This window comes from Bradyrhizobium sp. CCBAU 51627 (assembly GCF_028128765.1).
Classification (GTDB): Bacteria; Pseudomonadota; Alphaproteobacteria; order Rhizobiales; family Xanthobacteraceae; genus Bradyrhizobium.
The window spans coordinates 997,241-1,023,702 of record NZ_LBJG01000024.1; the positions used below are offsets into that span (position 1 = coordinate 997,241).

The window sequence follows — 26,462 nt, forward strand, 5'->3', positions numbered from 1 at the left end:
GGTCATCCATGTCCAGGAAGCATCCGATCATCTCGATCACCGGCTCTTCAGGGGCCGGCACCACGTCGGTGAAGAAGACGTTCGAGCAGATATTCTTCCGCGAGAAGGTCAACGCCGTCTACATCGAGGGTGATGCCTTTCACCGTTACGACCGCGCTGAGATGCGCGCGCAGATGGCCACGGAGGCCGAGCGCGGTAACAAGCACTTCAGCCATTTCAGCCCCGAGACCAATCTGTTCGAGGAGCTGGAGCGGGCCTTCCGCGACTACGGCGAGACCGGCACGGCGACGACGCGGCACTATGTGCACGACGCCGAGGAATCCGCGCTGCATGGGGCCGCCCCCGGCACCTTCACCGAATGGAAGCAACTGCCGGAAAACTCCGACCTGTTGTTCTACGAAGGTCTGCATGGTGCTGTCGTCACCGATAGAGTGAATGTCGCGCGCTACGCCGACCTCAAGATCGGTGTCGTGCCCGTGATCAATCTCGAATGGATCCAGAAGCTGCACCGCGACCGCAGCGCGCGCGGTTATTCGACCGAGGCCGTCACCGACACGATCCTGCGGCGGATGCCTGATTACATCCACTACATCTGCCCGCAATTCACCGAGACAGACATCAACTTCCAGCGTGTGCCGACGGTGGACACCTCAAACCCGTTCATCGCACGCTGGATCCCGACGCCGGACGAATCGATGGTGGTGATCCGCTTCAAGAACCCGCGCGGCATCGACTTCCCCTATCTGCTGTCGATGCTGCCGCAAAGCTGGATGTCCCGCGCGAACTCGATCGTGTGCCCCGGCGCCAAGCTCGACCTGGCCATGCAACTGATTCTGACGCCGCTGATCATGCAGTTGATCGAGCGCAAGCGCAGCTTGAAGTGAGCAAGGAGAGTACCCGATGAACATCTCCGTCCACGCCGAAGCCGACCTCACGGCGGTTACGCATAACGATCTCGCCAACGCCGTGCGCTTCCTCGCGGTCGATGCCGTCGAGACCTCGCAGTCCGGCCATCCCGGCCTGCCCATGGGCATGGCCGACGTCGCGACCGTGCTGTTCTCGCGCTTCCTGAAATTCGACTCGGCGCACCCGAACTGGCCGGACCGAGACCGCTTCGTGCTGTCGGCTGGCCATGGTTCGATGCTGCTCTATGCACTCCTGCATCTCACCGGCGGCGACGTCAGCCTGGACGACATCAAGGCCTTCAGGCAGTGGGGCTCGAAGACGCCGGGGCATCCGGAATACGGGCACACGCCAGGCGTCGAGACCACCACCGGTCCGCTGGGGCAGGGGATTGCGACCGCCGTCGGCATGGCCCTCGCCGAGCGCATGGCCAATGCGCGGCATGGCGACGGTCTTGTCGATCACTTCACCTATGTGATCGCCGGCGACGGCTGCTTGATGGAAGGGATCAGCCAGGAGGCGATCTCGCTCGCAGGCCATCTGGGGCTCGGCCGCTTGATCGTGTTGTTCGACGACAACGGCATCTCCATCGACGGGCCGACCTCGCTTGCGACTTCCGATGACCAGCTCGCGCGCTTCGCCGCGTCAGGCTGGTCGGTGCGCCGCGTTGATGGACACGATTCCGAAGCTGTCGCGCAAGCGATCGCGGAAGAGCGCGAAACTGCAAAGCCGTCGCTGATCGCCTGCCGCACTATCATCGGCTATGGCGCGCCGGACCGGCAAGGCACGGAAAAGGCGCATGGTGCGCCGCTCGGGGCCGAGCAGGCCGCGGCGGCGCGGCGGACGCTGGGCTGGGACTATCAGCCTTTCGTCGTGCCTGTCACCGTCGCAAAGGCGTGGCGGATGATCGGGCAACGCGGGCAGGTCGAGCGTCTGGCCTGGCTCGATCGTTACGAAAACGCCACGCCCGAGCAGCGCGAGCTGTTCATCGAGGGCAAGTCGGTTGCCCTGCCGGACGCCTATGCCCAGGCCTCGGCGAAATTGCGCGAGCGATTTGCCGGCGAGCGTCCGAAGCTCGCGACGCGGCAGGCCTCGCAACAGGTGCTCGACGGCATTGCAGGGACGATTCCCGGTCTTGTCGGCGGCTCCGCCGACCTGACGCATTCGAACCTGACACATGCCAAGACGCAGGCTCCCGTCCGGCGTGATGCGTTCGCCGGCGATTACATCCATTACGGTATCCGCGAGCACGGCATGGCCGCCGCGATGAACGGCCTCGCGCTGCATGGTGGCTTCATTCCCTATGGCGGCACCTTCCTCGCCTTCTCGGACTACAGCCGGCCGGCGATCCGCCTTGCCGCTCTGATGCGGCTGCGCGTCATCCATGTGATGACGCACGACTCCATCGGTCTCGGCGAGGATGGTCCGACGCACCAGCCGGTCGAGCACCTTGCGGCGCTCCGTGTCATTCCCAACCTGCTGGTGTTCCGCCCCGCAGACGCGGTCGAGACGCTGGAAGCCTGGGACTGCGCGCTCGAGGCAAAAGACCGGCCCTCCGTGCTCTGCCTGTCGCGTCAGGCGCTGCCGACCTTCCGCAGTGACGTCCGCGGCAAGAACCGGGTCGCCCGCGGCGCCTATCTCATCGTATCGCCGGACGGTGGCCGCGACGTGACGCTGATGGCAACCGGCTCGGAAGTCTCGATCGCGCTGGAAGCCGCCCGCCTGCTCGCGACCGAGCACGTCCGTGCGGCCGTGGTCTCCGCGCCGTGCTTTGCGTTGTTCGAGGAGCAGCCGGACGATTATCGCGCGGCGGTTCTCGGGACCGCTCCGCGCGTCGGCATCGAGGCAGCCGTCGCCGGCGATTGGCATCGCTGGATCGGCGCGGACGGCGAATTCGTCGGCATGCGCGGCTTCGGCGCCTCGGCACCGGCGCCGGTGCTTTACCGCGAATTCGGCATCACGCCGCAAAGCGTGGCCCAAGCCGCCCGCCGCGCCATCGCCCGCGTTCGCAAGCAATAACAGGAGGACTCGTCGTGGCCCGTATCACCCTTCGCCAACTGCTCGATCACGCCGCCAGTCACGGCTATGCGGTGCCGGCGTTCAACATCAACAACATGGAGCAGGGCATCGCGATCATGCAGGCGGCGGCCGAGGTCGATGCGCCCGTCATCATTCAGGCCTCGCGCGGTGCGCGCAGTTATGCCGGCGATCTCATGCTCTCGCACATGATCGATGCGCTGGAGCGGACCTATCCGGACATTCCGATCTGCATGCACCAGGACCACGGCAATGACGAGGCGACCTGCGCCTCCGCCATCGCCCATGGCTTCACCTCGGTCATGATGGACGGCTCGCTCAAGGCCGACGCCAAGACCGCGGCCGATTACGATTACAACGTCGCGATTACGCGCCGCGTCGTCGATCTCGCCCATTGGGTCGGCGCGTCCGTTGAAGGCGAGCTCGGTGTGCTCGGCTCACTCGAGCATGGCGGCGGCGAGCAGGAGGACGGGCACGGCGTCGAAGGCAAGGTCAGTCACGACCAGCTCTTGACCGATCCCGACCAGGCGGTCGACTTCGTCCGGGCCACCAAGGTCGACGCGCTCGCGATCGCGATGGGCACGTCGCACGGCGCCTACAAGTTCAGCCGCAAGCCCGACGGCGATATCCTGGCGATGCGGGTGGTCGAGGAGATTCATCGCCGGTTGCCGAATACGCATCTGGTGATGCACGGCTCCTCCTCGGTGCCGCAGCCGCTCCAGGACATGTTCAATCAGTTCGGCGGCGAGATGCCGCAGACCTGGGGCGTGCCAGTGGAAGAGATCGTCCGGGGCATCAAAAGCGGCGTGCGCAAGGTCAACATCGACACAGACTGTCGCCTGGCGATGACCGCGGTGTTCCGGAAAGTTGCTACGCAAAGCCGCAACGAGTTCGACCCACGCAAATTCCTCAAGCCCGCGATGGATGCGATGCGCGAGCTCTGCCGCGACCGCTTCGAGCAGTTCGGCACCGCGGGGCACGCCAGCAAGATCAAGGTCGTTCCCTTGAGCGAGATGGCGCGGCGCTACCGCACCGGCGAGCTTGACCCGCGCACCGGCGCTCGCGAGCCGGTGGCAGCCTGATCATTCAGAGAGAGAAAGCAGGAGAGAGAGCCATGAACGCACATGCTGGAACGGTCCGCGGCAAGGAGCGCTATCGCTCGGGTGTGATGGAATACAAGCGTATGGGCTATTGGGAGCCCGAGTACACGCCAAAGGACACCGACGTCATCGCCCTGTTCCGTGTGACGCCGCAGGAAGGTGTCGACCCGATCGAGGCGTCGGCGGCCGTCGCCGGCGAATCCTCGACTGCAACCTGGACGGTGGTGTGGACCGATCGCCTGACGGCGGCCGAGAAATATCGCGCGAAATGCTACCGCGTCGATCCGGTACCAGGCACACCGGGCTCCTATTTCGCCTACATCGCCTATGACCTCGACCTGTTTGAGCCGGGCTCGGTCGCAAATCTCTCGGCGTCCATCATCGGTAACGTGTTCGGCTTCAAGCCGCTCAAGGCGCTACGGCTGGAGGATATGCGCTTCCCGGTTGCCTATGTGAAGACCTTCCAGGGGCCGGCGACCGGCATCGTGGTCGAGCGCGAGCGGCTCGACAAGTTCGGCCGGCCGCTGCTCGGTGCCACCGTGAAGCCGAAGCTCGGGCTTTCGGGGCGCAACTACGGCCGCGTGGTCTACGAGGCGCTGAAGGGCGGGCTCGATTTCACCAAGGACGACGAGAACATCAACTCGCAGCCCTTCATGCACTGGCGTGACCGCTTCCTCTACTGCATGGAGGCGGTGAATCGGGCGCAGGCGGCCTCGGGCGAGGTGAAGGGTACCTACCTGAACGTCACGGCGGGGACGATGGAGGACATGTACGAGCGCGCCGAATTTGCGAAAGAGCTCGGCTCCTGCATCGTCATGATCGATCTCGTGATCGGCTACACCGCGATCCAGTCGATGGCCAAATGGGCGCGGCGCAACGACATGATCCTGCATCTGCACCGCGCCGGGCACTCGACCTATACGCGGCAGAAGAGCCATGGCGTGTCGTTCCGCGTCATCGCCAAATGGATGCGGCTCGCAGGTGTCGACCACATTCATGCCGGCACCGTGGTCGGTAAGCTCGAAGGCGATCCCAACACCACGCGCGGCTATTACGACGTCTGCCGCGAGGACTTCAATCCGACGAGGCTCGAGCACGGCCTGTTCTTCGACCAGCACTGGGCGAGCCTGAACAAGATGATGCCGGTCGCCTCCGGCGGTATCCATGCCGGTCAGATGCATCAGCTGATCGATCTCCTCGGCGAGGACGTCGTGCTGCAATTCGGCGGCGGCACCATCGGACATCCCATGGGTATCGCGGCGGGCGCGATCGCCAACCGCGTCGCCCTGGAAGCGATGATCCTCGCCCGCAACGAGGGTCGCGACTACCTTCACGAAGGCCCGGAGATCCTGGCCAAGGCCGCGCAGACCTGCACGCCGCTGAAGTCGGCGCTCGAGGTCTGGAAGGATGTCACCTTCAACTATCAGTCCACCGACACGCCGGACTTCGTGCCGACGGCGCTGGAAACCGTCTGAGGAGACAGAATATGAAACTGACCCAGGGCTGCTTCTCGTTCCTGCCTGACCTGACCGACGACCAGATCACCAAGCAGGTGCAATACTGCCTCGCCAATGGCTGGGCGGTGAATATCGAGTTCACCGACGACCCGCATCCCCGTAACACCTATTGGGAGATGTGGGGCTTGCCGATGTTCGATCTCCAGGACGCTGCCGGCGTGATGATGGAGCTAGCGGAATGCCGCCGGGTCTATGGCGACCGATACATCCGCATCAGCGGTTTCGATTCCAGCCATGGCTGGGAATCGGTGCGGATCTCTTTCCTGGTCAATCGGCCGAAGCAGGAGGCCGAGTTCGAACTGGTGCGGCAGGAGGTCGGCGGCCGCGCGATCCGTTACAGCACCGTTCGCAAGACGGCCGCTCACGTCTCGCAATAGCGATTTCTTTCCGCGCGGAGCGCTCCCTGCTCCGTATCCTTGGCGGACCACTGCTTCGCCGCTTCCCCCGCGGCGAAGCTCTTTTCTTCGAGGGTAGCCATGCTCGACGTTCCCCACGCGACCACCGCTGAAAGCAACGAGACCAGCTTCGATCTTCGCAAGGAGGCCGAAGCGGCCGGGATCACCGACACGCTGCAACAGCTCGAGCGGGAATTGATCGGGCTCAAGCCGGTCAAGAGCCGCGTGCGCCAGATCGCCTCTCTGCTCCTGATCGAACGCATCCGTCAGCGGGCCGGCCTGGCATCAGCGCCGCCGACGCTGCACATGTCGTTCACCGGAAATCCCGGCACCGGCAAGACCACGGTGGCGCTGCGCATGGCAAAGATCCTGCATGGGCTCGGTTTCGTGCGGCGCGGGCAGGTGATCTCGGTGACGCGTGACGATCTGGTCGGGCAATATATCGGTCACACCGCGCCGAAGACGAAGGAGATCCTGAAGAAGGCGATGGGCGGCGTGTTGTTCATCGACGAGGCCTATTATCTGCACCGTCCCGACAACGAGCGCGACTACGGCCAGGAGGCGATCGAGATCCTGCTGCAGGTGATGGAGAACCAGCGCGAGGACCTCGTCGTGATCCTCGCCGGCTATGGCGAGCGGATGACAAGCTTCTTCGCGTCCAATCCCGGCTTCCGCTCGCGCATCGCCCATCACATCGAATTTCCGGATTATGCCGAAGCCGAGCTGCTGATGATTGCCGAGTTGATGCTGAGGGAGCGCGGCTATCGCTTCTCGGCTGCGGCCCGCGAGGCGTTTGAGGCCTACATCGCGTTGCGCCGCACACAGCCGTTCTTCTCCAATGCGCGTTCGATCCGCAACGCTGTCGACCGCATTCGCCTGCGGCAGGCCGATCGCCTGATGTCTGATCTCGATCGCATGCTCGATGTCGCCGACCTCGAGACGATCGATCCCGCCGATGTCCTGGCGAGTCGCGTCTTCAGTGGCGGTGCTGATGCGCGGAGTGTTCAATGACGACCAAAGAGATCATCATCGCTCCCTCGATCCTCGCTGCGGATTTCTCACGTCTCGGCGAGGAGGTCACGGCAATCGACGCGGCCGGGGCCGACTGGATCCACTGCGACGTCATGGACGGCCACTTCGTGCCGAACATCAGTTTCGGTGCCGACGTCATCAAGGCGCTTCGGCCGCTGACGAAGAAGGTCTTCGACGTGCATCTGATGATCGCGCCTGTCGATCCTTACCTCGAAGCGTTCGCGAAGGCCGGAGCCGACATCGTTACAATACATGCCGAAGCCGGCCCGCATCTCGATCGTTCGCTCCAGGCGATCCGCGCGCTGGGCATGAAAGCCGGGGTCAGCCTGTGCCCGGCAACGCCCGAGAGCGCGATCGAATACGTGCTCGACCGTCTCGACCTCGTGCTGGTGATGACGGTCAATCCCGGATTCGGCGGCCAGTCATTTCTCGAATCGCAGTTCGAGAAGATCGCTCGCATCCGAACCATGATCGGCGAGCGGCCGATCCGGCTCGAGGTTGATGGCGGCGTCACGCGCGACAACGCGGCGGCGGTTGCAGCTGCCGGAGCCGATGCGCTGGTGGCGGGGTCCGCCGTGTTTCGCGGCAAGAGCAGCGCCGACTATGCCGGCAACATCGCGGCCATTCGCGTTGCTGCGGAGGCCGGCCGGGTTTCGAAATTGCAAGATAGTTCCGCGCGGCCGATGCGTGCCGGAGAACGCGCGCTCATCCGGTAGATTACGGATGAGATACGTGGCTATGCTGGTGTGGTTCGACTTGTACCAAGGCGCGCCACTTTCCTCCGGGGTTTCACGGAGAATGCCGCGCAAACCGGTCGGCTTTTTCAGGCCGGAGTAACCAACGCACCCGAGACAGGGTTTCGATTAACGCCCGCGCAATGCTAAGCGTCTCAATCTGCGGTTTAGGAATGCTGCGAGAGCGCGGGGATGGGGATCGAAGATATTTGCGGGCATGAGGCCTGCATGTGGCGCCGAGCGGTGGCATGATGCATCGCTTGTTCGCCGAGCAGGTCCGCTGCGCTACCGATGCCGCCGGACAGGTCGATCTCGTCAAGCTTGGCGAGCTTGTCAGTGCGGCCTACGAGGCCGGCGACCGCGACCGTCAAAGGCTGACGGACGTGCGCGGGCACACGCACGATGAGGTCGAGCAGGATCTGCTGCGGACCCAGGAGTTCCTCGATACCATCGTCGAGAACATACCGATCGCCGTGTTTGCGAAATGCGCGAAGGATTCGCGCTATATCCTGCTCAATCGTGCGGGCGAGGCCTATTACGGCATGCCGCGCGAGCAGATGCTGGGCAAGACTCCCGAGGAGATTTTCCCGGCCGACGTTGCCCGCATGGTCAATGAGCAGGACCGCCGGGTGGTCGCTAGCGGCATGCCGATGGTCTTGGAAGAGCACCTGCTCGAGGTCGGCGTCAAAGGTCATGATCGCGTCGTCAACTCGCGCAAGATGCTGATCACGGACGGTGCCGGCGAGCCGCAATATCTGGTCGGCGTGATCGAGGATGTGACCGAACGCGTCAACATCCAGCAACGCATCAGCCATCTTGCCCACCATGACGCGTTGACCGACCTGCCGAACCGCATCGCTTTCAATGCGGCGCTGAACGAACGGCTTGAGCGGGCGCAGCAAGCCGCGACCAGCTTTGCGGTCCTCAGCCTGGATCTCGACCGCTTCAAGGATGTCAACGACGTGTTCGGTCACCCCGTCGGCGATATGATGATGCGGGCAACCGCCGAGCGTCTTGTTGCGGAGGCCGAGGGCGCCTTCGTCGCCCGCATCGGCGGCGACGAGTTCATGGTCCTGATGGCCGACGAGATCAGACGTGACGATGTGCTCTCGCTCGCCGAGCGCCTGGTCGAGGTGATCGGCAGGGAGCTCGAGGTCGATGATTTTCTTTCCCATGTCGGCCTGAGTGTCGGCATCGCGATCTATCCGGACGATGGCGTCGATGCGGCGACGCTGGTTGCGAACGCCGATTCGGCGCTCTATCGCGCCAAGCGCGAGGGCCGGGGCAGGGTCTGCTTCTTCGAAACTGCGATGGACCGGGAGTTGCGTGATCGCAGGCTGTTGCAGCGCGATCTGCGCCAGGCGCTCGAGCAGAACCAGTTTCAAGTCCACTTCCAGCCGCAGGCCCGGATGGACGGAGAAATCATCGGCTTCGAGGCGCTGGTACGCTGGAACCATCCGATGCGGGGCTTTGTACCGCCCGACCTGTTCATCCCGCTTGCCGAGGAGAACGGGCTGATTATCGAGATCGGCGAGTGGGTGCTGCGTGAGGCTTGCCGCGAAGCAGCCTCCTGGCCGCGGCCCTTGCAGGTTGCGGTCAATTTGTCGCCGGTCCAGTTCCAGACCGGCGACCTCGAACGCTCCGTCCACCAGATCCTGCTGGAGACCGGACTCGCGCCGACGCGGCTCGAAGTCGAGATCACTGAGGGCGTGTTGATCGGAGATTTCACCTGCGCGCTCAATCTGCTGCGGCGGCTGAAGGCGCTCGGCATCCGAATTGCGATGGACGATTTTGGCACCGGGTACTCATCGCTGTCCTATCTCCAGTCGTTCCCGTTCGACAAGATCAAGATCGACCGCAGCTTCGTCCTGAACCTCGGGGCCACGCCGCAATCGGCCGAGATCGTCCGCGCGGTCCTCGGTCTCGCACGCGCGTTGCACATTCCGGTGGTTGCGGAAGGGGTGGAGACGGAGGCGCAGCGCACCTTCCTGGAACGCGAGGCTTGCGAGGAGATGCAGGGCTATCTCATTGGGCGCCCCGAACCGATCGAACGTTATGCCAGTTTGATCGGCATCAACGTCGAACGCCGCCGCTATGCCTAACAAGTTCCCTGGCGAAGTTCGCCGACAGGAACTAATGTTCACCTGTCCATTTTCTAATAATTAACCTGGGTTAAGCGGGGTTGTTACCCGCAAGAAAATGTTTTGCAGAACTGCCATCGGCATGACGTAAATCAGGGCAATAAGCCCGAGTGAATGCGAGGGAGGTCTCATGGAGAACGTACGTCGCTACCGCGCACTGGCGTCGCTCTGTCGTCAGCAGGCGGCCTATCGGCCGCTTCAGAACTGGCAGCTCCTCGGCCAGGCCGAGCATTTCGAACATCTCGCCGAGATCGCGCTGAAGGCGCATTTCGACGCGTGCAATGCGCAGCGCGAGGAGGATGCCGTCGCAGCCACCACTTGGGAAACTCCCGCTGCGGCTTGAGAGGTGCCCCTTGCCCCTTCGCTAGTGCGACATCAGCGTGGGCGTGGTCATGGCTTCCAGCATTGCCCGGGTGACGCCGCCGAGGAAGCGCTCCTGCAGTCGGGAGTGGCCGTAGCCGCCCATCACCAGCACGTCCAGATTCTCATCGGCCGCCAGTGACAGGATGGTCGGTTGGATATCGGCGCGCGTGGCCGACATGCTGACGGTGCGGGCCGACAGGCCGCGCCGTCCGAGATGCTTGGCAAGATTGTTCGCTGAGACATCGCTGGAAACGGTATCGGCCTCGTTGATCGCAATGATCACGATCTCTTTGGCGCGCGCAAGAAATGGTGCTGCATCGCGCACCGCGCGCGCCGCGACGCGGCTGCCGTCCCAGCAGATGCCGATCCGGTTCGCCCCAAAGGTCCCGCGAAAGGTATAGGGCAGGAAAAGCACCGGCCCGCCGGCCTGGAACAGGATCTCGCGGGGCACATCATTGTCGAACGACGTCTGCTCGGGATCGGGCTGAAGCACGACGCTGAGATCGTGGAGCCGTGCCATCTCGCCGAACGAGGCGGCCGCATCTACCGGAATCGCGCCGAGCGCGTGGCAGGTGCATGAAATATCTGCGTGTGCCGCTTCGCTCTTGAAGACTGCGAGCGCGGCCTCGGCCCGCTCCACCGCGCGCTCGCGTTCCATCTCGAACACGGCCGCCACGGCAGCGCCGCCTTCCATCACATAAGCGGTGCTGCTCGCGACATAGCCGATTGCGACCGCATCGACATGGGCGTTGAGGGTGGCCGCGAGCGAGATCGCGCCATCGACCACTGCGCGCATCGGCCGCTCGGTCGGGATATGGACGAGAATGTCTTTGTACATGGCGGCGCCTCCGCTGGACATCATTGGATCGGCGCAGCTTTTCATGAAGCGCAGGGCTCGTGTTGAGCTGCATCAAAGGTGCGGCGAGGAGTTTGCCTGCGGCCGCCAGACGCACCTACTTTGCCAAGATTTAATCGGGTGGACGGGACGTCGTAAGGTGGCAATGACCATGTTGGGTGCAAGGCGACTTACCAACATGGACATTTCGACATGAAAGATCCCGTCAATTCCAACATCACGACATCCCGCAGGATCTTGAAGCCGCGCCGGCTGGCGCTGCTTGGCACCGTGGCCGCGCTTGGTGCGGCCGTGCTGGTGGCTTCTCCTGCATCAAAGCAGATCGGCATGAGCTCCCTGATTTCGCCTGCGCAGGCCACCGAAAGCGCGGCAACGCCGGCTGGCTTCGGCGACCTCGTCAGCAAGGTCAAGCCCGCCGTCATCTCGGTACGGGTGAAGATCGACGAGGACAATGACAAGAGCGCGATGCTGCAACAGAACCGTATGAACCAGGACGAGGATTCCCCGTTCGACCAGTTCTCGCGGCAGTTCGGTTTCCGCTTCCCTGATGGCATGAACGGCATGCCGCGCCAGCGTCACCAGGTGATCACGGGCGAGGGCTCCGGCTTCTTCATCTCGGCTGATGGTTATGCCGTGACCAACAACCACGTCGTCGACCACGCCGAATCCGTGCAGGTGACGACGGACGACGGCACGATCTACACCGCGAAAGTCGTCGGCACCGATCCGAAGACCGATCTCGCGCTGATCAAGGTCGACGGCAAGAAGGATTTTCCGTTCGTCAAATTCTCCGACCAGAAGCCCCGGATCGGCGACTGGGTGGTTGCGGTCGGCAATCCCTTCGGCCTCGGCGGCACCGTGACCGCCGGCATCGTCTCGGCCAGCGGCCGCGACATCGGCAACGGCCCCTATGACGACTTCATCCAAATCGATGCGCCGATCAACAAGGGCAATTCCGGCGGTCCCGCCTTCGACATGAATGGCAACGTGATCGGCGTGAACACCGCGATCTTCTCGCCTTCGGGCGGATCGGTCGGCATCGGCTTCGACATTCCGGCTTCGACCGCAAAGCTCGTCGTTGCCCAGCTGAAGGACAAGGGGTCCGTGACCCGCGGTTGGCTCGGCGTGCAGGTGCAGCCGGTGACCGCAGAGATCGCCGACAGCCTCGGCCTGAAGGCGGCGCGCGGCGCGATCGTCGACACCCCGCAGGACGGCAGTCCCGCGGCGAAGGCCGGCATCGAAGCTGGCGACGTCATCACCGCCGTCAACGGCACCGCGATCAAGGACTCCCGCGATCTCGCCCGCACCATCGCCGGGCTGGCGCCGGGGACATCCGTGAAGCTCGACGTCATTCACAAGGGCGGCAGCAAGACCGTGACGCTGGCCCTCGGCGAGTTGCCGAACGAGCGGCAGGCCAAGGTTGACGACGGCAAGACCCAGCAGGCCCCCGGCACGCCGCGTCTCGGCCTCAGTCTGGCCCCGGCCGGCGACGTCCAGGGTGCCGGCCAGAAGGGTGTCGTGGTCACCGAGGTCGATCCGCAGGGTCCTGCGGCGCAACGCGGCATCCAGACCGGCGACGTCATCCTCAACGTCGGCGGCAAGGCGGTCGCCAATGTCGGCGAGGTCCGTTCCGAGCTGGCACAGGCCAAATCGTCCGGCAAGAAGAGTGTGCTGTTGCAGGTGAAGAGCGCGGAGGCGACCCGCTTCGTCGCAGTGCCGCTCGCCTGATTCTTCAGCCGACGCAGCTCAAAAGGCGGCCCGCGGGCCGCCTTTTTCATGAGCACCTGCGAGATACCAGCAGGCCTTCGATAACATTCTCGTCAACGGCAGCAATAGTGACGGGTTCGTCCGAAAAAGCCGCGTTCGCTCGTCAGACTTTGGAATTGTGTATTGTGCTTTGGCGGCAACGAAGCCGCCGAGGCAAACTGCTGGAGTGGAACTTCGGACGCCCGGCCGCTTTGTGGAACCGGCCGGTAGTTCACATTTGATCGGTGCCGACATGGATCGATTGAAGCTCTCGCTGAAGCTTGCGCTGCTCGCGGCGCCTCTCGTACTGGCGTCCGGAAGTGCTATCGGGCGCGATGATGGCCGCTTCGCCAACTCGCCGCTGAAACCCTGGTTCGACAGCCTGCGCAGCCATCTGGGTCCGTGCTGCTCGGACGCCGACGGCGTTGCCGTGGCCGACCCGGACTGGGATTCGCTCAATGGACATTACCGCGTCCGGCTGGACGGGGAGTGGGTGGATGTGCCCGACGAAGCCGTGATCACTGAGCCGAACCGCGCCGGCCGCACCATGGTCTGGCCGGTCAAGACGGCGTTCGGCGTTTCGATTCGATGCTTCATGCCCGGCAGCATGACCTGACGCCGATCGGCATCAGCATCACCGCTTGGCGGATTTGCGCTTCGAACTCTTCTTCCTCGATGTCTTCTTGGGGGTCTTTCGCTTCGAGGCCTTCTTCGGCACCTTCTTGCCCTTCTTGCGCGCCTTCGAGAGGCCAATCGCAATTGCCTGCTTGCGGCTCTTCACGCGTCCGCCGCGACCGCCCCGTCCGCTCTTGGCGGTGCCCTTCTTGTAGCGGCGCATCTCGCGCTCCACATCACTGCCGGAGCTGCGCGAATAACGGCGCTTCTTTGCCTTGCGTGCCATCAAGTCTCTCCCTTGGCCCTGGGAAAGAACTGTATTCCTGACGCAACGTTCCAAGCGGGCCGGTCACTGGCTCCTCAGAAGGAGTTCGCGAGCTCGATCTCTGCTTCCAGCACTCGGATGCGGCGCGCGGCTTCGGCAAAGGAAAGACCTCGATCGTATTGTGCGGGCTGGTAGGCCTCCTCGCTCAGCCGCTTCAGCCGCAGCCCCTGGGCGCGGGTCATCTGCTCCATGAGAAAAGCCTTGGCGTCGTATTTACCCTGAACCTGCATGTTCGCTCTCCATCCTGAATTCATGACTTGACTATATGTTCTCTTTTTGTTCTAACAAGCCATGGACAACAGAATTAATGAAATTCGACGTAAGATCAGCGCCTTGAGGCTGGAAATGGCCGACGTCGAGGCATCCGTGCGCGATCTCGTCAATCGCGATCGCGACTGCACTGAACGGGCTCAGGCGCAGATGGATCTGCGCCGGAAAATCAACCTGCTGATCAGCGAATGGAAGGCTGCGGGGGGAGGCGAGGTGCTGCCTGACATCCGCGACAGAGTGCGTCTTCGTCCGATGAAGCGTGACGGCAGGATTGCGCGCCGCTGAGGCGCCCGAAACGACGGATGGAGGGCGGCGGTGGTGGACGAAGAGCCGGACCCCTACCGGATTCTGAAGCTGCGCGCCGAGATCCTCGAATTGGGCTCCGCCATCCGGCAATTGCAGCGCGAGGGCCTCGATGATGCTGCAGCCCAGCTCCTGATTGCGCGCAAGCGGGCTCAGCTCGACCTCCTCGTGAGGACGGGCCCCGCGGGCAGCCGTCGTAGCGTCGCTGACATCCGACGCAGCTAAAGCGGTCGCGCAACGCGACATGCCGGAGTTCGTCCATGTCGGATGCCGAAATGGCCGCCCTGATGCGAGCGGTACTTGATGATGTTTGTGCCGGCCTTGCTTTGTCCGAGACCTCGACGCGCGAGCGCGTCGCGGCGGGATTGTGTGATCTCATTCAGTCAGGGCGCTGCTCGGTCGAGGAATTGAAGCGGGTTGGCCGGGATGCTTTGACCCCCGCGCCGACCATGTGGACCTGGGAGGAGTCGAGCCTGAAGTGAAAGGCCCCGCTTTCGCGGGGCCTGAGCTTCCCGCGGCCTTACTTGGTGTTGCTCGGGGCGCTCTTGTTGTTCATCATGGTACCGCCCTGATCAGAGCCTGGGCCGGAGCCACCCTGTCCGGACGCATCGCTGCCCTTGGATTTCATGTTGGCGCCCGTCGTCGTCTGCGACATGGACGAGTGATGATGCTTCTTGTGCAACTTGGCCTGCGCGGCGAACGGCGCGGCGGCAAGGCCGGTTGCCAACATCACGGCGAGAGCGAGCTTGGTCGTCTTCATGTGGGGGAACTCCCTGGGTTGAATTGACGCAGGCAGCCAACCGCTATGTGCCTCAGGAGTTCCCAGCAAAGCGCTGCACGCCTTTAATGCGCTTCAAGATTGCTTGTCCTCGTTGAGGATGAAGACGACGCCCGTCAGTGAGGCACCGATGGCAAATGTCGTCACCATCGTGAGGACAAAAACGAAGTCGGCCGAGCGGCCGCCGTGATTCAGCAATTCCGCGACCGCGGGATTGGCCAATATCAGCGCGAACGTGAAGACCAGACCGAGCGCCGCGCCCATCATTGCATGCGTCATCAGCTTGATCATTCCGGTCGGAGAGATCAGGTTTTGCGACTTATTTGGCGATTTCTTTGCGCGCATGGAGCTGCCGATCGATTTGGCATGCCAACGCGCGCGGTAATCGCCGGTTCCATCCGGCATGAAGGAATTGTTATCCGCCGCTTCATCCGGCGTTCATGCCCGATTTGCGAGGATGAGTGTCGTCAACACGGAACGTTCGCTATGGGTAAAGTGGTCTTTCTCTATCGCTCGCTGGCCTATCGTAACGCGGCGGCCGACATGTTGCGCAAGGCGCGCAAGCTTCCGCGCGGCGCGGAACGCAGCGCCGCCCGCCGCTACGCCACCGCGTTACGCGATCTCGCGCAAACGGAGGCCTGGCTCGAAGGGCGTGTCGCCGATGAACCGCGGCCGATCCCGCGACTGAAGGTCGCTGCGTCGCGCTAACCGGATGCGCGCTGGAGCTCGGGAGAGGTGCTGGCCTCGAACTTGTCCTGCGTCGCCGATGTCGCCGCGCTCTTGCGCGTCAGCGGCACTTCGAGAACGCAGAGCAGGCCCTCCGACCGCCAGTCAAATTGGGCCTGTCCGCCGAGTTGGGATTCGACGCTGGCCAGCAGGCTTCTGGTCCCGAAGCCACGCGATTTCGGCGTCCTGACCAACGGCCCGCCGGTCTCCTCCCAGGTCAGCGTCAGAAGATCGTTCTCGACCTGCCAGCCGATCGCGAGCCGTCCCGACCGCGTCGAAAGCGCGCCATACTTCGCCGAATTGGTGAAGAGCTCATGCAGCGCCAGCGCCAAAGTCTGGGCGGTCGCCGGCACCAACTGTACCGCGGGACCCGCCAGCCTGATCTGTCCTCCAGGAGAATAGGGCGCAAGCTCTTCGTCGATCAGCTTCGAGAGCTCGGCGCCCTGCCAGCTCGACAGCGATAGGATCGTGTGGACGCGAGCGAGCGCATTGATGCGCCCTTCGACGGCATCGACATAGGCTTTCACCTCGTCGGCGCGGGTGAGACGCACGATCGATTGCGCCAGCGCCAGCGCGTTCTTGGCGCGGTGATCGACTTCGCGCGCGAGCAGGTTCTGCCGCTCCTCGGCGCGCTTGCGTTCGGTGATATCGACGGTGACGCCGCTCACCCGCACCACGCGACCGTTCGGATCCGCGGTTGCCGCCGCAGTGCCCACGCACCACCGCACCTCGCCGTCGGGCCGAACGATACGGAATTCCGTCTCGTAGGCGCGCGTGCCTTTGTTGAATTCGGCGATGGCCTTGCGCAGCTGATCGACGTCGTCTGGATGCAGCAGTGCCTGAACGTTGGCCGGGTTGACCTCGAAGTTCTCGGGACTCACGCCAAAGATGCGATATTGCCCCTCGTCCCACATCCAGTCGCCGTTGACCCAGTCCCAATCCCAGGATCCCATCTTGCCGGCGGCAATCGCCATGCTGCGCCGCTCCTCGCTCTCGCGCAGCTTCGCGGTGGAGTTCTCCAGCTCAGCCGTGCGGGCGCGGACACGATCCTCGAGATCCTGGTTGAGCCGTTCGAGCTCCCGCGTCTTGCGATAGAGTTCGGCAAACACCTTGACCTTGGCGCGCAGCACCTCCGGTACGACGGGGACGGGCACGTAATCCACCGCGCCCATCTCGTAGCCGCGCAGCCGGTCGATATCGCTGACTTGAATCGCCGAGATGAAGATCATCGCGGTCTTCTGGAAGCGCGGATGCTCGCGGATCATCGCTGCGAGCTCGAAGCCGTCGAGCTCGGGCATGCAGACGTCCACCAGGATCACCGCGATCTCGGTCTTGAGCAGAACCTCCAGCGCCTCACGGCCGGACGAGGCGATCACGAGGTTCTCGCCGAGTTCCTTCAGGATCACTTCGTAGGCGAGCAGCTTGGCCGGCTGGTCGTCTACGAGGAGGATATTGACCTTCTCATGGTCCATTCGCGGATCCCACTCAGCGATGCAGCCACATGCGGATCGCAAGCAGCAATTGATCGGTGTTGACGGGCTTGGCGAGATAGTCGGATGCGCCTGCCTCCAGGCATTTCTCGCGGTCGCCCTTCATCGCCTTCGCCGTCAGTGCGATGATCGGCAGGCGGAGGAAGGCCGGGTTCTCCCGGATCACGCCGATGGTCTGATAGCCATCCATCTGCGGCATCATGATGTCCATCAGCACGATAGCGATTTCCGGGTTGGATGCGACCAGTGCGACCGCCTCGCGGCCGGTGGTCGCCGTCAGCACCTTCATGCCGCGCCGTTCCAATACGCTCGACAGCGCGAAGATGTTGCGGGCATCATCATCGACGAGCAGCGCGGTCTTGCCGATCAGGTCCTCGTCGGAACTGTTCAGCTTCTCCAGCATACGCTGCTTCTCGACCGGCAGCTCCGTGATCACACGATGCAGGAACAGCGCGGTTTCGTCGAGCAGGCGTTCGGGCGACTCCACGCCCTTGACCACAATGCTGCGCGCCATGGTGTGGAGCTCAGCATCCTCTTCGGCCGATAGCTCGCGACCGGTGAACACCACCACGGGAACATTGGACAGCGCCTCGTCGCGCCGGATCTGATCCAGCACCTCGAAGCCGCTCATGTCCGGCAGCCTGAGATCGAGGACCACGCAATCGCAGGGCGCTTCGCGCAGGGTCGAGAGCGCGCCGGCACCGGTGTCGGTGGTCACGATCTCGATGTCGTCGTGATGCAGCAGCTCCCGGATCGACAGCTGCTCGGCCTCGTTGTCCTCGACGATCAGGAGCCGCTTGCGCCGCGGCCGCGCATATTCCTTGATCTGCGCCAGCGCAGCCGCCACACCTTCGGTCGTGGTCGGCTTGTTGACGAAGGAGAATGCGCCGCGGGCCAGCGCATGCTGGCGGTCCTCGTCGAGTGTGATGATCTGCACCGGGATGTGTCGCGTCAGCGGATTGTGCTTGAGCTGGCTCAGCACCGTCCAGCCGAGCATGTCGGGCAGGAACACGTCGAGCGACACGGCGCGCGGCTGGTATTGCTTGGCAAGCTCCAGTGCTTCGGCGCCGCGCGCTGCGACCAGGACCTTGAAACCCTTGTCGCGCGCAAGGTCGACCAGGATCCGGGCATAGTGCGGATCGTCCTCGACGACCAGCAGAATACTGTCACCGGGCTCGAGATTGAGCCGGTCGTCGGGCAGCTGCTCGATGATGCGCGGCTGCTCCGGTGCGGCCGACTGGAGTGCGGGCGGCTGATTTTGCGGCGCCGGTGCGGCGCGTGGCGCCAGCGTCGGGCCGGAATATTTCAGCGGCAGATACAGCGTGAAGCTCGAGCCCTTGCCGGGCGCGCTACGCAGGTGGATTTCGCCGCCGAGCAGGCTTGCAAGCTCGCGGCTGATGGCCAGGCCAAGACCGGTGCCGCCATACTTGCGACTGGTGCCGGCATCCGCCTGCTGGAAAGCCTCGAAGATCAGCTTCTGCTTCTCCAGGGGAATGCCGATGCCGGTGTCGGAGACCTCGAAGGCGATCACGGCCGGCGCGGAGTTCAGCACCGGATGATCCGTGCTCCAGCCGCCGAGCGCACCGGCGACCTTCAACCGCACTTCGCCTTCGGCGGTGAACTTGAAGGCGTTGGAGAGCAGGTTCTTCAGCACCTGCTGCAGGCGCTTGGAGTCGGTGACGATGCTGCGCGCAAGGTTCGGATCGACGTCGATCTTGAATGACAGATTGCGGTTTTCTGCCTCATGTCGGAACGGCCGCCCGACAGTTTCGAGCAGGTTCGCGGTCAGAATTTCCTCGGCATCGACCGTCACCGTACCGGACTCGATCTTGGAGAGATCGAGAATGTCGCTGATGAGGTTGAGGAGGTCGGTGCCGGCGCCGTGGATGGTGCGGGCGAATTCGACCTGCTTGGCGGAGAGGTTGCCGTCGGGATTGTCGGTGAGCTGCTGTCCCAGGATCAGGATCGAGTTCAGCGGCGTGCGCAGCTCGTGGCTCATATTGGCCAGGAATTCGGACTTGTACTTCGAGGTCAAGGCGAGCTCGGTCGCCTTTTCTTCCAGCGCGCGGCGGGCCTGCTCGATTTCCTGGTTCTTGCGCTCGACCTCGACGTTGCGTTCGGCGAGCTGCTGCGCCTTCTGCTCGAGCTGGTCGTTGGTCTGCTGCAATTCGCGCTGTTGCGTCTGGAGCTCACCCGCGAGCTGCTGCGACTGCTTGAGCAGGCCTTCGGTCTGCATCGTCGCTTCGATCGAGTTCAGCACGATGCCGATGGAATCGGTGAGCTGCTCCAGGAAGTTCATCTGCGACGTCGTGAACGAGGTGAGCGAGGCGAGCTCGATGACCGCCTTCACCTGTCCCTCGAACAGCACCGGCAGAACCACGAGGTTCTTCGGTACGACGCGGAGCAGCGCGGAATTGATCGGCACGACGTCGGAGGGAATGTCGGCGACCATGCGTGGACGCCGGTCGACCGCACATTGGCCGATCAGGCCTTCGCCGAATTGCAGCACGCGCTGATACGGGTAGACGCCATCGCCGGCATAGGAGGCGAGCAGCAGGAGCTGCGGATCGTCCTCGTTCTCCACCTGGTAGATCACACCGGTATGTGCGTTCACCAGCGGCGACAATTCGGTGAGCAGCAGCCGGCCCACGGTGGCGAGATCGCGCTGGCCCTGCAGCATGTTGGTGAATTTGGCGAGGTTGGTCTTGAGCCAGTCTTGCTCGGTATTCAGCTCCGTCGTCAGCCGGAGATTGGTGATCATCGTGTTGATGTTGTCTTTCAGCTCGGCCACCTCGCCGCGGGCGTCGACCTGGATCGACCGCGTCAAATCGCCCTTGGTCACGGCGGTCGCGACTTCCGCGATCGCGCGCACCTGCGAGGTGAGGTTCGCCGCGAGCAGGTTGACGTTGCCGGTGAGGTCCTTCCAGGTGCCGGCCGCGCCGGGCACGTCGGCCTGACCGCCGAGACGTCCTTCGACGCCGACCTCGCGCGCCACCGACGTCACCTGATCGGCGAAGGTCGCGAGCGTCTCGGTCATGTTGTTGATGGTGTCGGCGAGCGCGGCGACTTCGCCCTTCGACTTCACGGTGAGATTTTGCTTCAAATCACCGTTCGCAACAGCGGTCACCACCTTGACGATGCCGCGGACCTGCTCGGTGAGGTTCGCCGCCATGAAGTTGACGGTATCGGTCAGGTCCTTCCAGGTGCCGGCGACGCCTGGCACCTGGGCCTGACCGCCGAGTTCGCCTTCGGTGCCGACTTCGCGCGCGACGCGCGTGACTTCGCCGGCGAACGCGTTGAGCTGGTCCACCATGGTGTTGATGGTGTTCTTGAGCTCGAGAATTTCGCCCTTCACGTCCACGGTGATCTTGCGGGACAAGTCGCCGCGCGCCACGGCGGTCGTGACCTCGGCGATGTTGCGGACCTGCGTGGTGAGGTTCGCGGCCAGGAGGTTGACGTTGTCGGTGAGATCCTTCCAGGTGCCGCCGACGCCGGGCACCACGGCCTGGCCGCCGAGCCGGCCTTCGGTGCCGACCTCGCGTGCCACGCGCGTCACTTCGGCGGCGAAGGAGCGGAGCTGCTCCACCATGGTGTTGAGGGTGTCCTTGAGCAGCAGGATCTCGCCGCGCACGTCCACCGTGATCTTCTTGGAGAGGTCGCCGCCGGCGATCGCGGTCGCGACCTCGGCGATGTTGCGGACCTGCGCCGTCAGGTTCGAGGCCATGAAGTTGACGTTGTCGGTGAGGTCCTTCCAGGTTCCGGCGACGCCTGGCACTTCGGCCTGGCCGCCGAGCTTGCCTTCGGTGCCGACTTCGCGTGCGACGCGCGTCACTTCGCCGGCAAATCCGTTGAGCTGGTCCACCATCGTGTTGATGGTGTTCTTGAGCTCGAGGATTTCGCCCTTCACGTCGACGGTGATCTTGCGCGACAAGTCTCCGCGTGCGACGGCAGTCGTCACTTCGGCGATGTTGCGGACCTGGGCGGTGAGGTTGCCTGCCATCGAGTTGACGGAGTCGGTGAGGTCCTTCCAGGTGCCGGCGACGCCGGGCACGTTGGCCTGACCGCCGAGGCGGCCTTCGGTGCCGACCTCGCGCGCCACGCGCGTCACTTCGCCCGCGAAGCGGTTGAGCTGGTCGACCATCGTATTGAGAGTGTCCTTCAGCTGAAGGATCTCGCCGCGCACGTCCACCGTGATCTTGCGCGACAGGTCGCCGCCGGCGATCGCGGTCGCGACTTCGGCGATGTTGCGGACCTGGGCGGTGAGGTTGCCCGCCATCGAGTTCACGGAATCCGTCAAGTCCTTCCAGGTGCCGGCGACACCGGGGACGTCGGCCTGACCACCGAGCTTGCCGTCGGTGCCGACCTCGCGCGCCACGCGCGTGACTTCGCCCGCGAACGCGTTGAGCTGGTCCACCATGGTGTTGAGCGTTTCCTTCAGCTGAAGGATTTCGCCGGAGACGTTCACCGTAATCTTCTTTGACAAGTCGCCCTTGGCAACCGCGGTCGCGACTTCGGCGATGTTGCGGACCTGCCCGGTCAGGTTCGAGGCCATCGAGTTGACCGAGTCGGTCAAGTCTTTCCAGGTGCCGCCGACACCACGCACGACGGCCTGGCCGCCCAGCTTGCCTTCGGTGCCGACCTCGCGCGCGACGCGCGTAACCTCGCCGGCGAACGCATTGAGCTGGTCCACCATGGTGTTGATGGTGTCCTTCAGCTCGAGGATTTCGCCACGCACGTCCACGGTGATCTTCTTCGATAAGTCGCCGCCAGCGACCGCCGTCGTCACCTCGGCGATGTTGCGGACCTGGGCGGTCAGGTTCGAGGCCATCGAGTTGACGCTCTCGGTGAGGTCCTTCCAGGTGCCGGCGACGCCGAGCACGTTGGCCTGGCCGCCGAGCCGGCCTTCGGTGCCGACTTCGCGCGCCACGCGCGTGACTTCGCCGGCAAAGGCATTGAGCTGGTCCACCATGGTGTTGAGCGTTTCCTTCAGCTGAAGGATTTCGCCCGAGACGTTGACGGTGATCTTCTTCGACAAGTCGCCGCCGGCGATCGCGGTGGCGACGTCGGCGATGTTGCGGACCTGCGCGGTGAGGTTCGAGGCCATGAAGTTGACGTTGTCGGTGAGGTCCTTCCAGGTGCCGGCGACGCCGGGCACCTGGGCCTGACCGCCGAGCTTGCCTTCGGTGCCGACCTCGCGCGCCACGCGCGTCACTTCGGAGGCGAAGGAGTTGAGCTGGTCCACCATGGTGTTGATGGTGTCCTTCAGCTCCAGGATTTCGCCGCGCACGTCCACGGTAATCTTGCGCGAGAGGTCGCCGCGCGCCACGGCCGTGGTGACGTTGGCGATATTGCGGACCTGCGCAGTCAGGTTGCCGCACATTGCGTTCACGGAGTCGGTGAGGTCCTTCCAGGTGCCGGCGACGCCGGGCACGATCGCCTGGCCGCCCAGCTTGCCGTCGGTGCCGACCTCACGCGCCACGCGCGTCACTTCGGAGGCGAAGGAGCGGAGCTGGTCCACCATCGTGTTGATGGCTTCCTTGAGCTGAAGGATCTCGCCGCGGACGTCGACCGTGATCTTCTTGGACAAGTCGCCGTTGGCGACCGCGATCGTCACCTCGGCGATGTTGCGAACCTGGTTCGTCAGGTTGTTCGCCATCGAGTTGACGCTCTCGGTCAGATCCTTCCAGACGCCGGTCACCTCGGGCACCTGGGCCTGACCGCCAAGCTTGCCTTCGGTGCCGACCTCGCGCGCGACGCGCGTCACCTCGGAGGTGAACACGCCGAGCTGCTTGATCATCGTGTTGACGATGGTCGCCGATTGCAGGAATTCACCACGCAACGGACGGCCCTCGACGTCAAGCTTGACGGTCTGGAGCAGATCGCCTTGCGCCACCGCCGCAACGGCGCGGGTCACCTCGCGCGTGGGCCAGAGCAAATCGTCGATCAGCGTGTTGACGGAGCCTTCCATGTCGGCCCAGGAGCCCGAGGCGAGGCCGAATTTCACGCGCTGGCGGGTCTTGCCCTCGCGTCCCACCACCTGACCGACCAGCTCGAGCTGCTGTGCCATGCGCTGGTTGGCTGCGATGATTTCGTTAAAGGTGTCGGCAATCTTGCCGTCCATGCCGAGATAATCGCCGCTCATCCGCACGGAGAAATCGCCGCTGCGCATGGCTTGGAGCGTGAGGAGCAGTTCTGCCCGGGAATCTGCCTCTGACATGCCATTGGGTTTTGGTTTTGGGATGCGACGGCCGGAGCGTGATGCTGTTCCGGGATCGAGGTCGCTCATACTGGTTCCCCCGCAGGCGTCGGCCGATTCCTACGGCGCGACGCGACTATTCAAAATAGAGCGTCAGCCAAATTCGAAATCAAGCGCCAAGGTCGCGACGCGAGGAATTGGAACCTGCCGTGCTCAGCCCAACCGAGGTAACGGCGAAGTTCGTCGGGAGTTCCAATGCGGTTTCAGAAAGTCCCGAGGGGGATGCCGGTCTCCGTCCGGAAACGGCAAAGGGGCTGAGGAACGCCGGGGCAGGCCCAGAGGTTAGCTTCGAAGGTCAGCCCTTGGCGAGACAGGGAGAGTGCAGATGAAAGCTGGATTGGCCATCTTTGCCGCCGCATTGGTCGCCACCGGATCGGCGCTTGCGCAGGGGGCGCCGAGTGGGCGCGGCGCTGTGACGGGCGATCCGGCTGCCAGCTCTGCTACACCGCATGCGGGGTCGCAGACGACAGGGGCCGCCACGAAATCAAATCCCAGCGGCAGCGGCACCTCGACCTCGGGCGGCAAGGATGCGAATGGCGATGCTGGACGGGACAAGATGCCCGACAGCGATCGCACCGTCCGCCCGATGGACCAGCAGCATCATCCAGAGGACAAGTGAGACTGCTATTTGTCGGCCATCGTGCGCTCCGCGTTTTTCAACTGCGTACGGAGTGCCGGCAGTTGATCGCGCGCGAAGGCAGCAAGTGCGGGATTGTCGGGCGTCCTCAGATAGCGCTCCAGCAGGCCGATCGCGGCCTCGTATTCGGGAATCTGGGCCGCATAGAAACTTCTGACATAAGCTGGCCCGTCCGCATCATCGGGCTTGGCGAGGCCGAGGCCGGCTGACGAAGTCTTGCTCACGCGCGGTTCCGCACCAATGGCTTGCTGAATCTCCTTGAGCCTCTTGTCGCGCCTGGCTGCCTCTTCAGCGCGCAAAGCGGCGAGGTTCTTGACCTCCGCATTGCCCTTCAGGTCTGAGCTCTCCAGGAGGCCCTGCTGGAAGCGGCTAAAGGCATAGAGGCCGCTGATGACGTCGGCGGCGTCGGGTGCACGGTCGCCGCCGGTTTGTTCGCCCGTGCTGTCGGCGAGCGCCGCGGTGCTGATGAAGGCCAGGAGGATTGCGGCGAATATCTGCATGAATGGTCAATGGCCTGTTGCGAGCGAAGTTCCGGTAGAGGTTAAGATCCTGTAAGGGGCGGTTGCAGGGCCGTGGTTCCATGCCCACGTCTGGTCTATGAAACAGTCTGACATCTTCAGGGATAACGCCGAGAACTGCCTGCAATTGGCCGAGCGGTCGGAAGGGCGACCCGCCTATAATCGCTATTCGCGCATGGCGGATGCCTGGACGGCTTTGGCGAAAGAGCAGGATTGGCTCGACGGCGAAGTTCCGCCTGTTCAGGTCAGCGTCCTGCGCAGCAAGGGTGCCTGAGCGCTCCCTTTTTCGTGACTCCGCGTGTGAGACCGCTCACGGTATCGGCGGGATCAAGCAACGATCATACGGGAATAGTCGATCGCGCTGATTTTTCGAATCCAGAAGGAGGTTTTGCGATGGCTCCACGTCTGGCACTTCTCTCACTCGTTTTAGCCTTTGGCGTCTCGGTCGCGTTCGCGACGGTGACGACAGTTCGGCAGATGCATCAGGAACACGCAACAGTGGGGATGCATGCGGCGCATAGTTAGTGCCGCGCTCTTCTCGCCCATTTCGGAACATTCGACGCAGCCGAGCGTAAGCGCTGCGAGGCATCGGAAGAGGCGAGAAGGCAACATGGTACATTCCGACCAAGGCATCGTCAGGGACAAGCGCGCGGAGGAGCAGCCGCGTGACAAGCGGCGTGCGCAGACCGTCCACAAGACAGACCAGAAGGGATCGCCGTCGCGAGAGGCGACGCGCGATCCCAAGCTCAACGACGACAGCAAGACGCCGGGCTCCGGCATGACCCCGGACGATTCCGCCGCGGCGCCGAGCGGCTGATAAACGAGGAACGAATCCGTATACGAGGAGTCGACAGGTTGCTTCCGGTTGGCATGCCCCCGGTGCTCCGGAAGCAATCTCCAAGAGCGGCCCTGGCACCCACCGTGCCGGGGTCGTTTGCCATTCCGAGAGATCGCACGGATCAGTCGTCTTTGCCGGTGTCAGGATCGCCTTGGATGTGCCCATCAGGGCCGCGGCCGAACACGCCGAAGCTGCTTGACTTCACACCGGCTGTCGCATCGACGCCCGCAGCGGCCAGTCCGAATTTGAGCAGTTCGCGAACCGCTGCCGCTCGCGTCGGCATGCGATGCTTAAATCGAAAATCGTCAATTGCAGCCAGCTCTTCCGGTGAGAGCATGACCTGAAGGCGCTCCGCGCGAAGGTCGTTCATGGTCGATCACGCAAATTGAGTAGGTTGAGTAGCTTACTCAACGAGCGAGGCTGGCGGGAGTTCCACATGAATCGCCAAGATCGCCAAATGAGTAAAAATACTCAAATAAGTCAATAAGATAAGATTGAAACGACTCCCGCGCTGGCGCATTTGAGTGAAAAGGGAGAGCCGCCATGACCGATGAAGTCAGGTTACCCCGCAAACTGTCGGAAGAACCCGAAGCATCGAAACCGGTGCGCCCCAGCCACCAGAAGGTCATCGATCAGGTCGAGCGTTGGGCCAACAGCCCCGGCCTGCAACCGCCAAGGACGGAAGATGCGAAAACGATCTGAGCCCCATACCTTTGAACAGCGCCTCATGGAGCAGAAGCGGCGGCTCGAGCATGAGCTATCGCGCCTGCCGGCTGGTCATCAGCGTGACTCCGTCGTTGCCCGCATCGATCAGCTGCACACCGCGGCCGAGATGTATGGTTTCCTGATGCTGCGGGAAGAGACGGCTTCTCGCTGATCGCC

At 63.6% G+C, this 26,462-nt stretch carries 29 protein-coding genes; 20 read left to right on the forward strand and 9 right to left on the reverse strand.

All coding sequences use genetic code 11. The annotated features are described in order from the left end of the window. Positions 1-8 precede the first annotated feature (8 nt). The 9 genes from XH88_RS19500 to XH88_RS19540 all read left to right on the forward strand — a co-directional run bounded on the left by XH88_RS19500 (position 9) and on the right by XH88_RS19540 (position 10,202). On the forward strand, positions 9-884 hold the full coding sequence (locus XH88_RS19500; RefSeq protein WP_271669870.1) for a phosphoribulokinase: 876 nt from the start codon (positions 9-11) through the stop codon (positions 882-884). 16 nt (positions 885-900) lie between these two features. Beyond that, positions 901-2,922, forward strand: a complete 2,022-nt coding sequence (tkt, locus tag XH88_RS19505) for a transketolase (RefSeq protein WP_271669871.1) — start codon at positions 901-903, stop codon at positions 2,920-2,922. 14 nt (positions 2,923-2,936) lie between these two features. Continuing rightward, complete coding sequence (fba, locus tag XH88_RS19510) at positions 2,937-4,022, forward strand: class II fructose-bisphosphate aldolase (RefSeq protein WP_271669872.1); 1,086 nt, start codon at positions 2,937-2,939, stop codon at positions 4,020-4,022. Between the two features lie 32 nt (positions 4,023-4,054). Next, complete coding sequence (locus XH88_RS19515) at positions 4,055-5,515, forward strand: form I ribulose bisphosphate carboxylase large subunit (RefSeq protein WP_271669873.1); 1,461 nt, start codon at positions 4,055-4,057, stop codon at positions 5,513-5,515. Positions 5,516-5,526: 11 nt separating this feature from the next. Continuing rightward, on the forward strand, positions 5,527-5,934 hold the full coding sequence (locus XH88_RS19520; protein WP_271669874.1) for a ribulose bisphosphate carboxylase small subunit: 408 nt from the start codon (positions 5,527-5,529) through the stop codon (positions 5,932-5,934). 99 nt (positions 5,935-6,033) lie between these two features. Next, positions 6,034-6,963 carry a CbbX protein gene (cbbX, locus tag XH88_RS19525; protein WP_271669875.1) on the forward strand — a complete coding sequence of 310 codons (930 nt, stop codon included), beginning with the start codon at positions 6,034-6,036 and terminating at the stop codon, positions 6,961-6,963. After that, on the forward strand, positions 6,960-7,700 hold the full coding sequence (gene rpe / locus XH88_RS19530) for a ribulose-phosphate 3-epimerase (protein WP_271669876.1): 741 nt from the start codon (positions 6,960-6,962) through the stop codon (positions 7,698-7,700). Before cbbX ends, rpe begins: the two co-directional genes overlap by 4 nt. 266 nt (positions 7,701-7,966) lie before the next feature. Next, complete coding sequence (locus XH88_RS19535) at positions 7,967-9,820, forward strand: putative bifunctional diguanylate cyclase/phosphodiesterase (RefSeq protein ID WP_271669877.1); 1,854 nt, start codon at positions 7,967-7,969, stop codon at positions 9,818-9,820. A gap of 169 nt (positions 9,821-9,989) precedes the next feature. Then, positions 9,990-10,202 (forward strand): hypothetical protein, encoded by a 213-nt coding sequence (locus XH88_RS19540; protein WP_271669878.1) that lies wholly within the window; start codon positions 9,990-9,992, stop codon positions 10,200-10,202. 21 nt (positions 10,203-10,223) lie between these two features. Here the strand turns inward: XH88_RS19540 and XH88_RS19545 are convergent, their stop codons facing one another. Further along, on the reverse strand, positions 10,224-11,060 hold the full coding sequence (locus tag XH88_RS19545) for a universal stress protein (protein WP_271669879.1): 837 nt from the start codon (positions 11,058-11,060) through the stop codon (positions 10,224-10,226). 210 nt (positions 11,061-11,270) lie between these two features. Between XH88_RS19545 and XH88_RS19550 the strand changes: the two genes are divergently transcribed. Both XH88_RS19550 and XH88_RS19555 read left to right on the forward strand, forming a co-directional pair. Then, the gene (locus XH88_RS19550) at positions 11,271-12,806 is read left to right on the forward strand and encodes a Do family serine endopeptidase (protein WP_271669880.1); all 1,536 of its coding nucleotides are present in this window, start codon (positions 11,271-11,273) and stop codon (positions 12,804-12,806) included. Between the two features lie 271 nt (positions 12,807-13,077). Next, the gene (locus XH88_RS19555; protein ID WP_271669881.1) at positions 13,078-13,440 is read left to right on the forward strand and encodes a hypothetical protein; all 363 of its coding nucleotides are present in this window, start codon (positions 13,078-13,080) and stop codon (positions 13,438-13,440) included. Positions 13,441-13,458: 18 nt separating this feature from the next. On the opposite strand, the gene XH88_RS19560 is transcribed toward XH88_RS19555, so the two are convergent. After that, positions 13,459-13,725: a DUF6496 domain-containing protein gene (locus XH88_RS19560; RefSeq protein ID WP_271669882.1), complete on the reverse strand. Its 267-nt coding sequence runs from the start codon at positions 13,723-13,725 to the stop codon at positions 13,459-13,461. Between the two features lie 74 nt (positions 13,726-13,799). Beyond that, positions 13,800-13,994, reverse strand: a complete 195-nt coding sequence (locus tag XH88_RS19565; RefSeq protein ID WP_271669883.1) for a DUF3072 domain-containing protein — start codon at positions 13,992-13,994, stop codon at positions 13,800-13,802. Positions 13,995-14,109: 115 nt separating this feature from the next. Between XH88_RS19565 and XH88_RS19570 the strand changes: the two genes are divergently transcribed. From XH88_RS19570 to XH88_RS19580, 3 genes are read left to right on the forward strand one after another with little or no spacing between them, the layout of a single operon-like run. Further along, positions 14,110-14,319, forward strand: coding sequence for a hypothetical protein (locus tag XH88_RS19570; RefSeq protein ID WP_271669884.1), 210 nt, complete (start codon positions 14,110-14,112; stop codon positions 14,317-14,319). 33 nt (positions 14,320-14,352) lie between these two features. Beyond that, entirely contained in the window at positions 14,353-14,562 is a 210-nt protein-coding gene (locus XH88_RS19575; protein WP_271670394.1) for a hypothetical protein, read from the forward strand. Between the two features lie 35 nt (positions 14,563-14,597). Beyond that, positions 14,598-14,819: a hypothetical protein gene (locus tag XH88_RS19580; protein WP_271669885.1), complete on the forward strand. Its 222-nt coding sequence runs from the start codon at positions 14,598-14,600 to the stop codon at positions 14,817-14,819. A 38-nt stretch (positions 14,820-14,857) separates the two neighbouring features. Here XH88_RS19580 and XH88_RS19585 read toward each other — a convergent pair whose 3' ends face one another. Then, positions 14,858-15,097: a hypothetical protein gene (locus tag XH88_RS19585; RefSeq protein WP_271669886.1), complete on the reverse strand. Its 240-nt coding sequence runs from the start codon at positions 15,095-15,097 to the stop codon at positions 14,858-14,860. A gap of 93 nt (positions 15,098-15,190) precedes the next feature. Continuing rightward, entirely contained in the window at positions 15,191-15,460 is a 270-nt protein-coding gene (locus tag XH88_RS19590) for a hypothetical protein (RefSeq protein ID WP_271670395.1), read from the reverse strand. A gap of 141 nt (positions 15,461-15,601) precedes the next feature. Here XH88_RS19590 and XH88_RS19595 point away from each other — a divergent pair, with 141 nt between their 5' ends. Continuing rightward, entirely contained in the window at positions 15,602-15,823 is a 222-nt protein-coding gene (locus XH88_RS19595; RefSeq protein WP_271669887.1) for a hypothetical protein, read from the forward strand. Here XH88_RS19595 and XH88_RS19600 read toward each other — a convergent pair. Then, entirely contained in the window at positions 15,820-17,313 is a 1,494-nt protein-coding gene (locus tag XH88_RS19600; RefSeq protein ID WP_271669888.1) for a sensor histidine kinase, read from the reverse strand. The genes XH88_RS19595 and XH88_RS19600 overlap by 4 nt on opposite strands. 13 nt (positions 17,314-17,326) lie before the next feature. Further along, positions 17,327-23,617, reverse strand: a complete 6,291-nt coding sequence (locus XH88_RS19605; RefSeq protein WP_271669889.1) for a HAMP domain-containing protein — start codon at positions 23,615-23,617, stop codon at positions 17,327-17,329. Between the two features lie 295 nt (positions 23,618-23,912). Here XH88_RS19605 and XH88_RS19610 point away from each other — a divergent pair, with 295 nt between their 5' ends. Next, the gene (locus tag XH88_RS19610) at positions 23,913-24,206 is read left to right on the forward strand and encodes a hypothetical protein (protein WP_271669890.1); all 294 of its coding nucleotides are present in this window, start codon (positions 23,913-23,915) and stop codon (positions 24,204-24,206) included. Between the two features lie 5 nt (positions 24,207-24,211). Here the strand turns inward: XH88_RS19610 and XH88_RS19615 are convergent, their stop codons facing one another. Further along, positions 24,212-24,724 (reverse strand): DUF4142 domain-containing protein, encoded by a 513-nt coding sequence (locus tag XH88_RS19615; protein ID WP_271669891.1) that lies wholly within the window; start codon positions 24,722-24,724, stop codon positions 24,212-24,214. 97 nt (positions 24,725-24,821) lie between these two features. On the opposite strand from XH88_RS19615, the gene XH88_RS19620 reads away from it, so the two are divergent. Together XH88_RS19620 and XH88_RS19625 are read left to right on the forward strand one after the other, a co-directional pair. Then, the gene (locus XH88_RS19620) at positions 24,822-25,016 is read left to right on the forward strand and encodes a hypothetical protein (RefSeq protein ID WP_271669892.1); all 195 of its coding nucleotides are present in this window, start codon (positions 24,822-24,824) and stop codon (positions 25,014-25,016) included. Positions 25,017-25,352: 336 nt separating this feature from the next. After that, the gene (locus XH88_RS19625) at positions 25,353-25,559 is read left to right on the forward strand and encodes a hypothetical protein (protein ID WP_271669893.1); all 207 of its coding nucleotides are present in this window, start codon (positions 25,353-25,355) and stop codon (positions 25,557-25,559) included. 142 nt (positions 25,560-25,701) lie between these two features. Here the strand turns inward: XH88_RS19625 and XH88_RS19630 are convergent, their stop codons facing one another. Continuing rightward, positions 25,702-25,950, reverse strand: a complete 249-nt coding sequence (locus XH88_RS19630; protein ID WP_271669894.1) for a hypothetical protein — start codon at positions 25,948-25,950, stop codon at positions 25,702-25,704. 173 nt (positions 25,951-26,123) lie between these two features. Between XH88_RS19630 and XH88_RS19635 the strand changes: the two genes are divergently transcribed. Together XH88_RS19635 and XH88_RS19640 are read left to right on the forward strand one after the other, a co-directional pair. Further along, complete coding sequence (locus XH88_RS19635; RefSeq protein ID WP_164938826.1) at positions 26,124-26,282, forward strand: hypothetical protein; 159 nt, start codon at positions 26,124-26,126, stop codon at positions 26,280-26,282. Between the two features lie 25 nt (positions 26,283-26,307). Next, the gene (locus XH88_RS19640; RefSeq protein ID WP_271669895.1) at positions 26,308-26,457 is read left to right on the forward strand and encodes a hypothetical protein; all 150 of its coding nucleotides are present in this window, start codon (positions 26,308-26,310) and stop codon (positions 26,455-26,457) included. Positions 26,458-26,462 lie beyond the last annotated feature (5 nt).

Bases quoted from the DNA above. Each gene is read 5' to 3' on its own strand.
- XH88_RS19500 (WP_271669870.1), top strand. From the start codon at position 9: ATGTCCAGGAAGCATCCGATCATCTCGATCACCGGCTCTTCAGGGGCC.
- tkt (WP_271669871.1), top strand. From the start codon at position 901: ATGAACATCTCCGTCCACGCCGAAGCCGACCTCACGGCGGTTACGCAT.
- XH88_RS19515 (WP_271669873.1), top strand. From the start codon at position 4,055: ATGAACGCACATGCTGGAACGGTCCGCGGCAAGGAGCGCTATCGCTCG.
- XH88_RS19520 (WP_271669874.1), top strand. From the start codon at position 5,527: ATGAAACTGACCCAGGGCTGCTTCTCGTTCCTGCCTGACCTGACCGAC.
- cbbX (WP_271669875.1), top strand. From the start codon at position 6,034: ATGCTCGACGTTCCCCACGCGACCACCGCTGAAAGCAACGAGACCAGC.
- rpe (WP_271669876.1), top strand. From the start codon at position 6,960: ATGACGACCAAAGAGATCATCATCGCTCCCTCGATCCTCGCTGCGGAT.
- XH88_RS19535 (WP_271669877.1), top strand. From the start codon at position 7,967: ATGATGCATCGCTTGTTCGCCGAGCAGGTCCGCTGCGCTACCGATGCC.
- XH88_RS19540 (WP_271669878.1), top strand. From the start codon at position 9,990: ATGGAGAACGTACGTCGCTACCGCGCACTGGCGTCGCTCTGTCGTCAG.
- XH88_RS19545 (WP_271669879.1), bottom strand. From the start codon at position 11,060: ATGTACAAAGACATTCTCGTCCATATCCCGACCGAGCGGCCGATGCGC.
- XH88_RS19550 (WP_271669880.1), top strand. From the start codon at position 11,271: ATGAAAGATCCCGTCAATTCCAACATCACGACATCCCGCAGGATCTTG.
- XH88_RS19555 (WP_271669881.1), top strand. From the start codon at position 13,078: ATGGATCGATTGAAGCTCTCGCTGAAGCTTGCGCTGCTCGCGGCGCCT.
- XH88_RS19560 (WP_271669882.1), bottom strand. From the start codon at position 13,725: ATGGCACGCAAGGCAAAGAAGCGCCGTTATTCGCGCAGCTCCGGCAGT.
- XH88_RS19565 (WP_271669883.1), bottom strand. From the start codon at position 13,994: ATGCAGGTTCAGGGTAAATACGACGCCAAGGCTTTTCTCATGGAGCAG.
- XH88_RS19570 (WP_271669884.1), top strand. From the start codon at position 14,110: ATGGCCGACGTCGAGGCATCCGTGCGCGATCTCGTCAATCGCGATCGC.
- XH88_RS19580 (WP_271669885.1), top strand. From the start codon at position 14,598: ATGTCGGATGCCGAAATGGCCGCCCTGATGCGAGCGGTACTTGATGAT.
- XH88_RS19585 (WP_271669886.1), bottom strand. From the start codon at position 15,097: ATGAAGACGACCAAGCTCGCTCTCGCCGTGATGTTGGCAACCGGCCTT.
- XH88_RS19590 (WP_271670395.1), bottom strand. From the start codon at position 15,460: ATGCGCGCAAAGAAATCGCCAAATAAGTCGCAAAACCTGATCTCTCCG.
- XH88_RS19595 (WP_271669887.1), top strand. From the start codon at position 15,602: ATGGGTAAAGTGGTCTTTCTCTATCGCTCGCTGGCCTATCGTAACGCG.
- XH88_RS19600 (WP_271669888.1), bottom strand. From the start codon at position 17,313: ATGGACCATGAGAAGGTCAATATCCTCCTCGTAGACGACCAGCCGGCC.
- XH88_RS19605 (WP_271669889.1), bottom strand. From the start codon at position 23,617: ATGAGCGACCTCGATCCCGGAACAGCATCACGCTCCGGCCGTCGCATC.
- XH88_RS19610 (WP_271669890.1), top strand. From the start codon at position 23,913: ATGAAAGCTGGATTGGCCATCTTTGCCGCCGCATTGGTCGCCACCGGA.
- XH88_RS19615 (WP_271669891.1), bottom strand. From the start codon at position 24,724: ATGCAGATATTCGCCGCAATCCTCCTGGCCTTCATCAGCACCGCGGCG.
- XH88_RS19620 (WP_271669892.1), top strand. From the start codon at position 24,822: ATGAAACAGTCTGACATCTTCAGGGATAACGCCGAGAACTGCCTGCAA.
- XH88_RS19625 (WP_271669893.1), top strand. From the start codon at position 25,353: ATGGTACATTCCGACCAAGGCATCGTCAGGGACAAGCGCGCGGAGGAG.
- XH88_RS19630 (WP_271669894.1), bottom strand. From the start codon at position 25,950: ATGAACGACCTTCGCGCGGAGCGCCTTCAGGTCATGCTCTCACCGGAA.
- XH88_RS19635 (WP_164938826.1), top strand. From the start codon at position 26,124: ATGACCGATGAAGTCAGGTTACCCCGCAAACTGTCGGAAGAACCCGAA.
- XH88_RS19640 (WP_271669895.1), top strand. From the start codon at position 26,308: ATGGAGCAGAAGCGGCGGCTCGAGCATGAGCTATCGCGCCTGCCGGCT.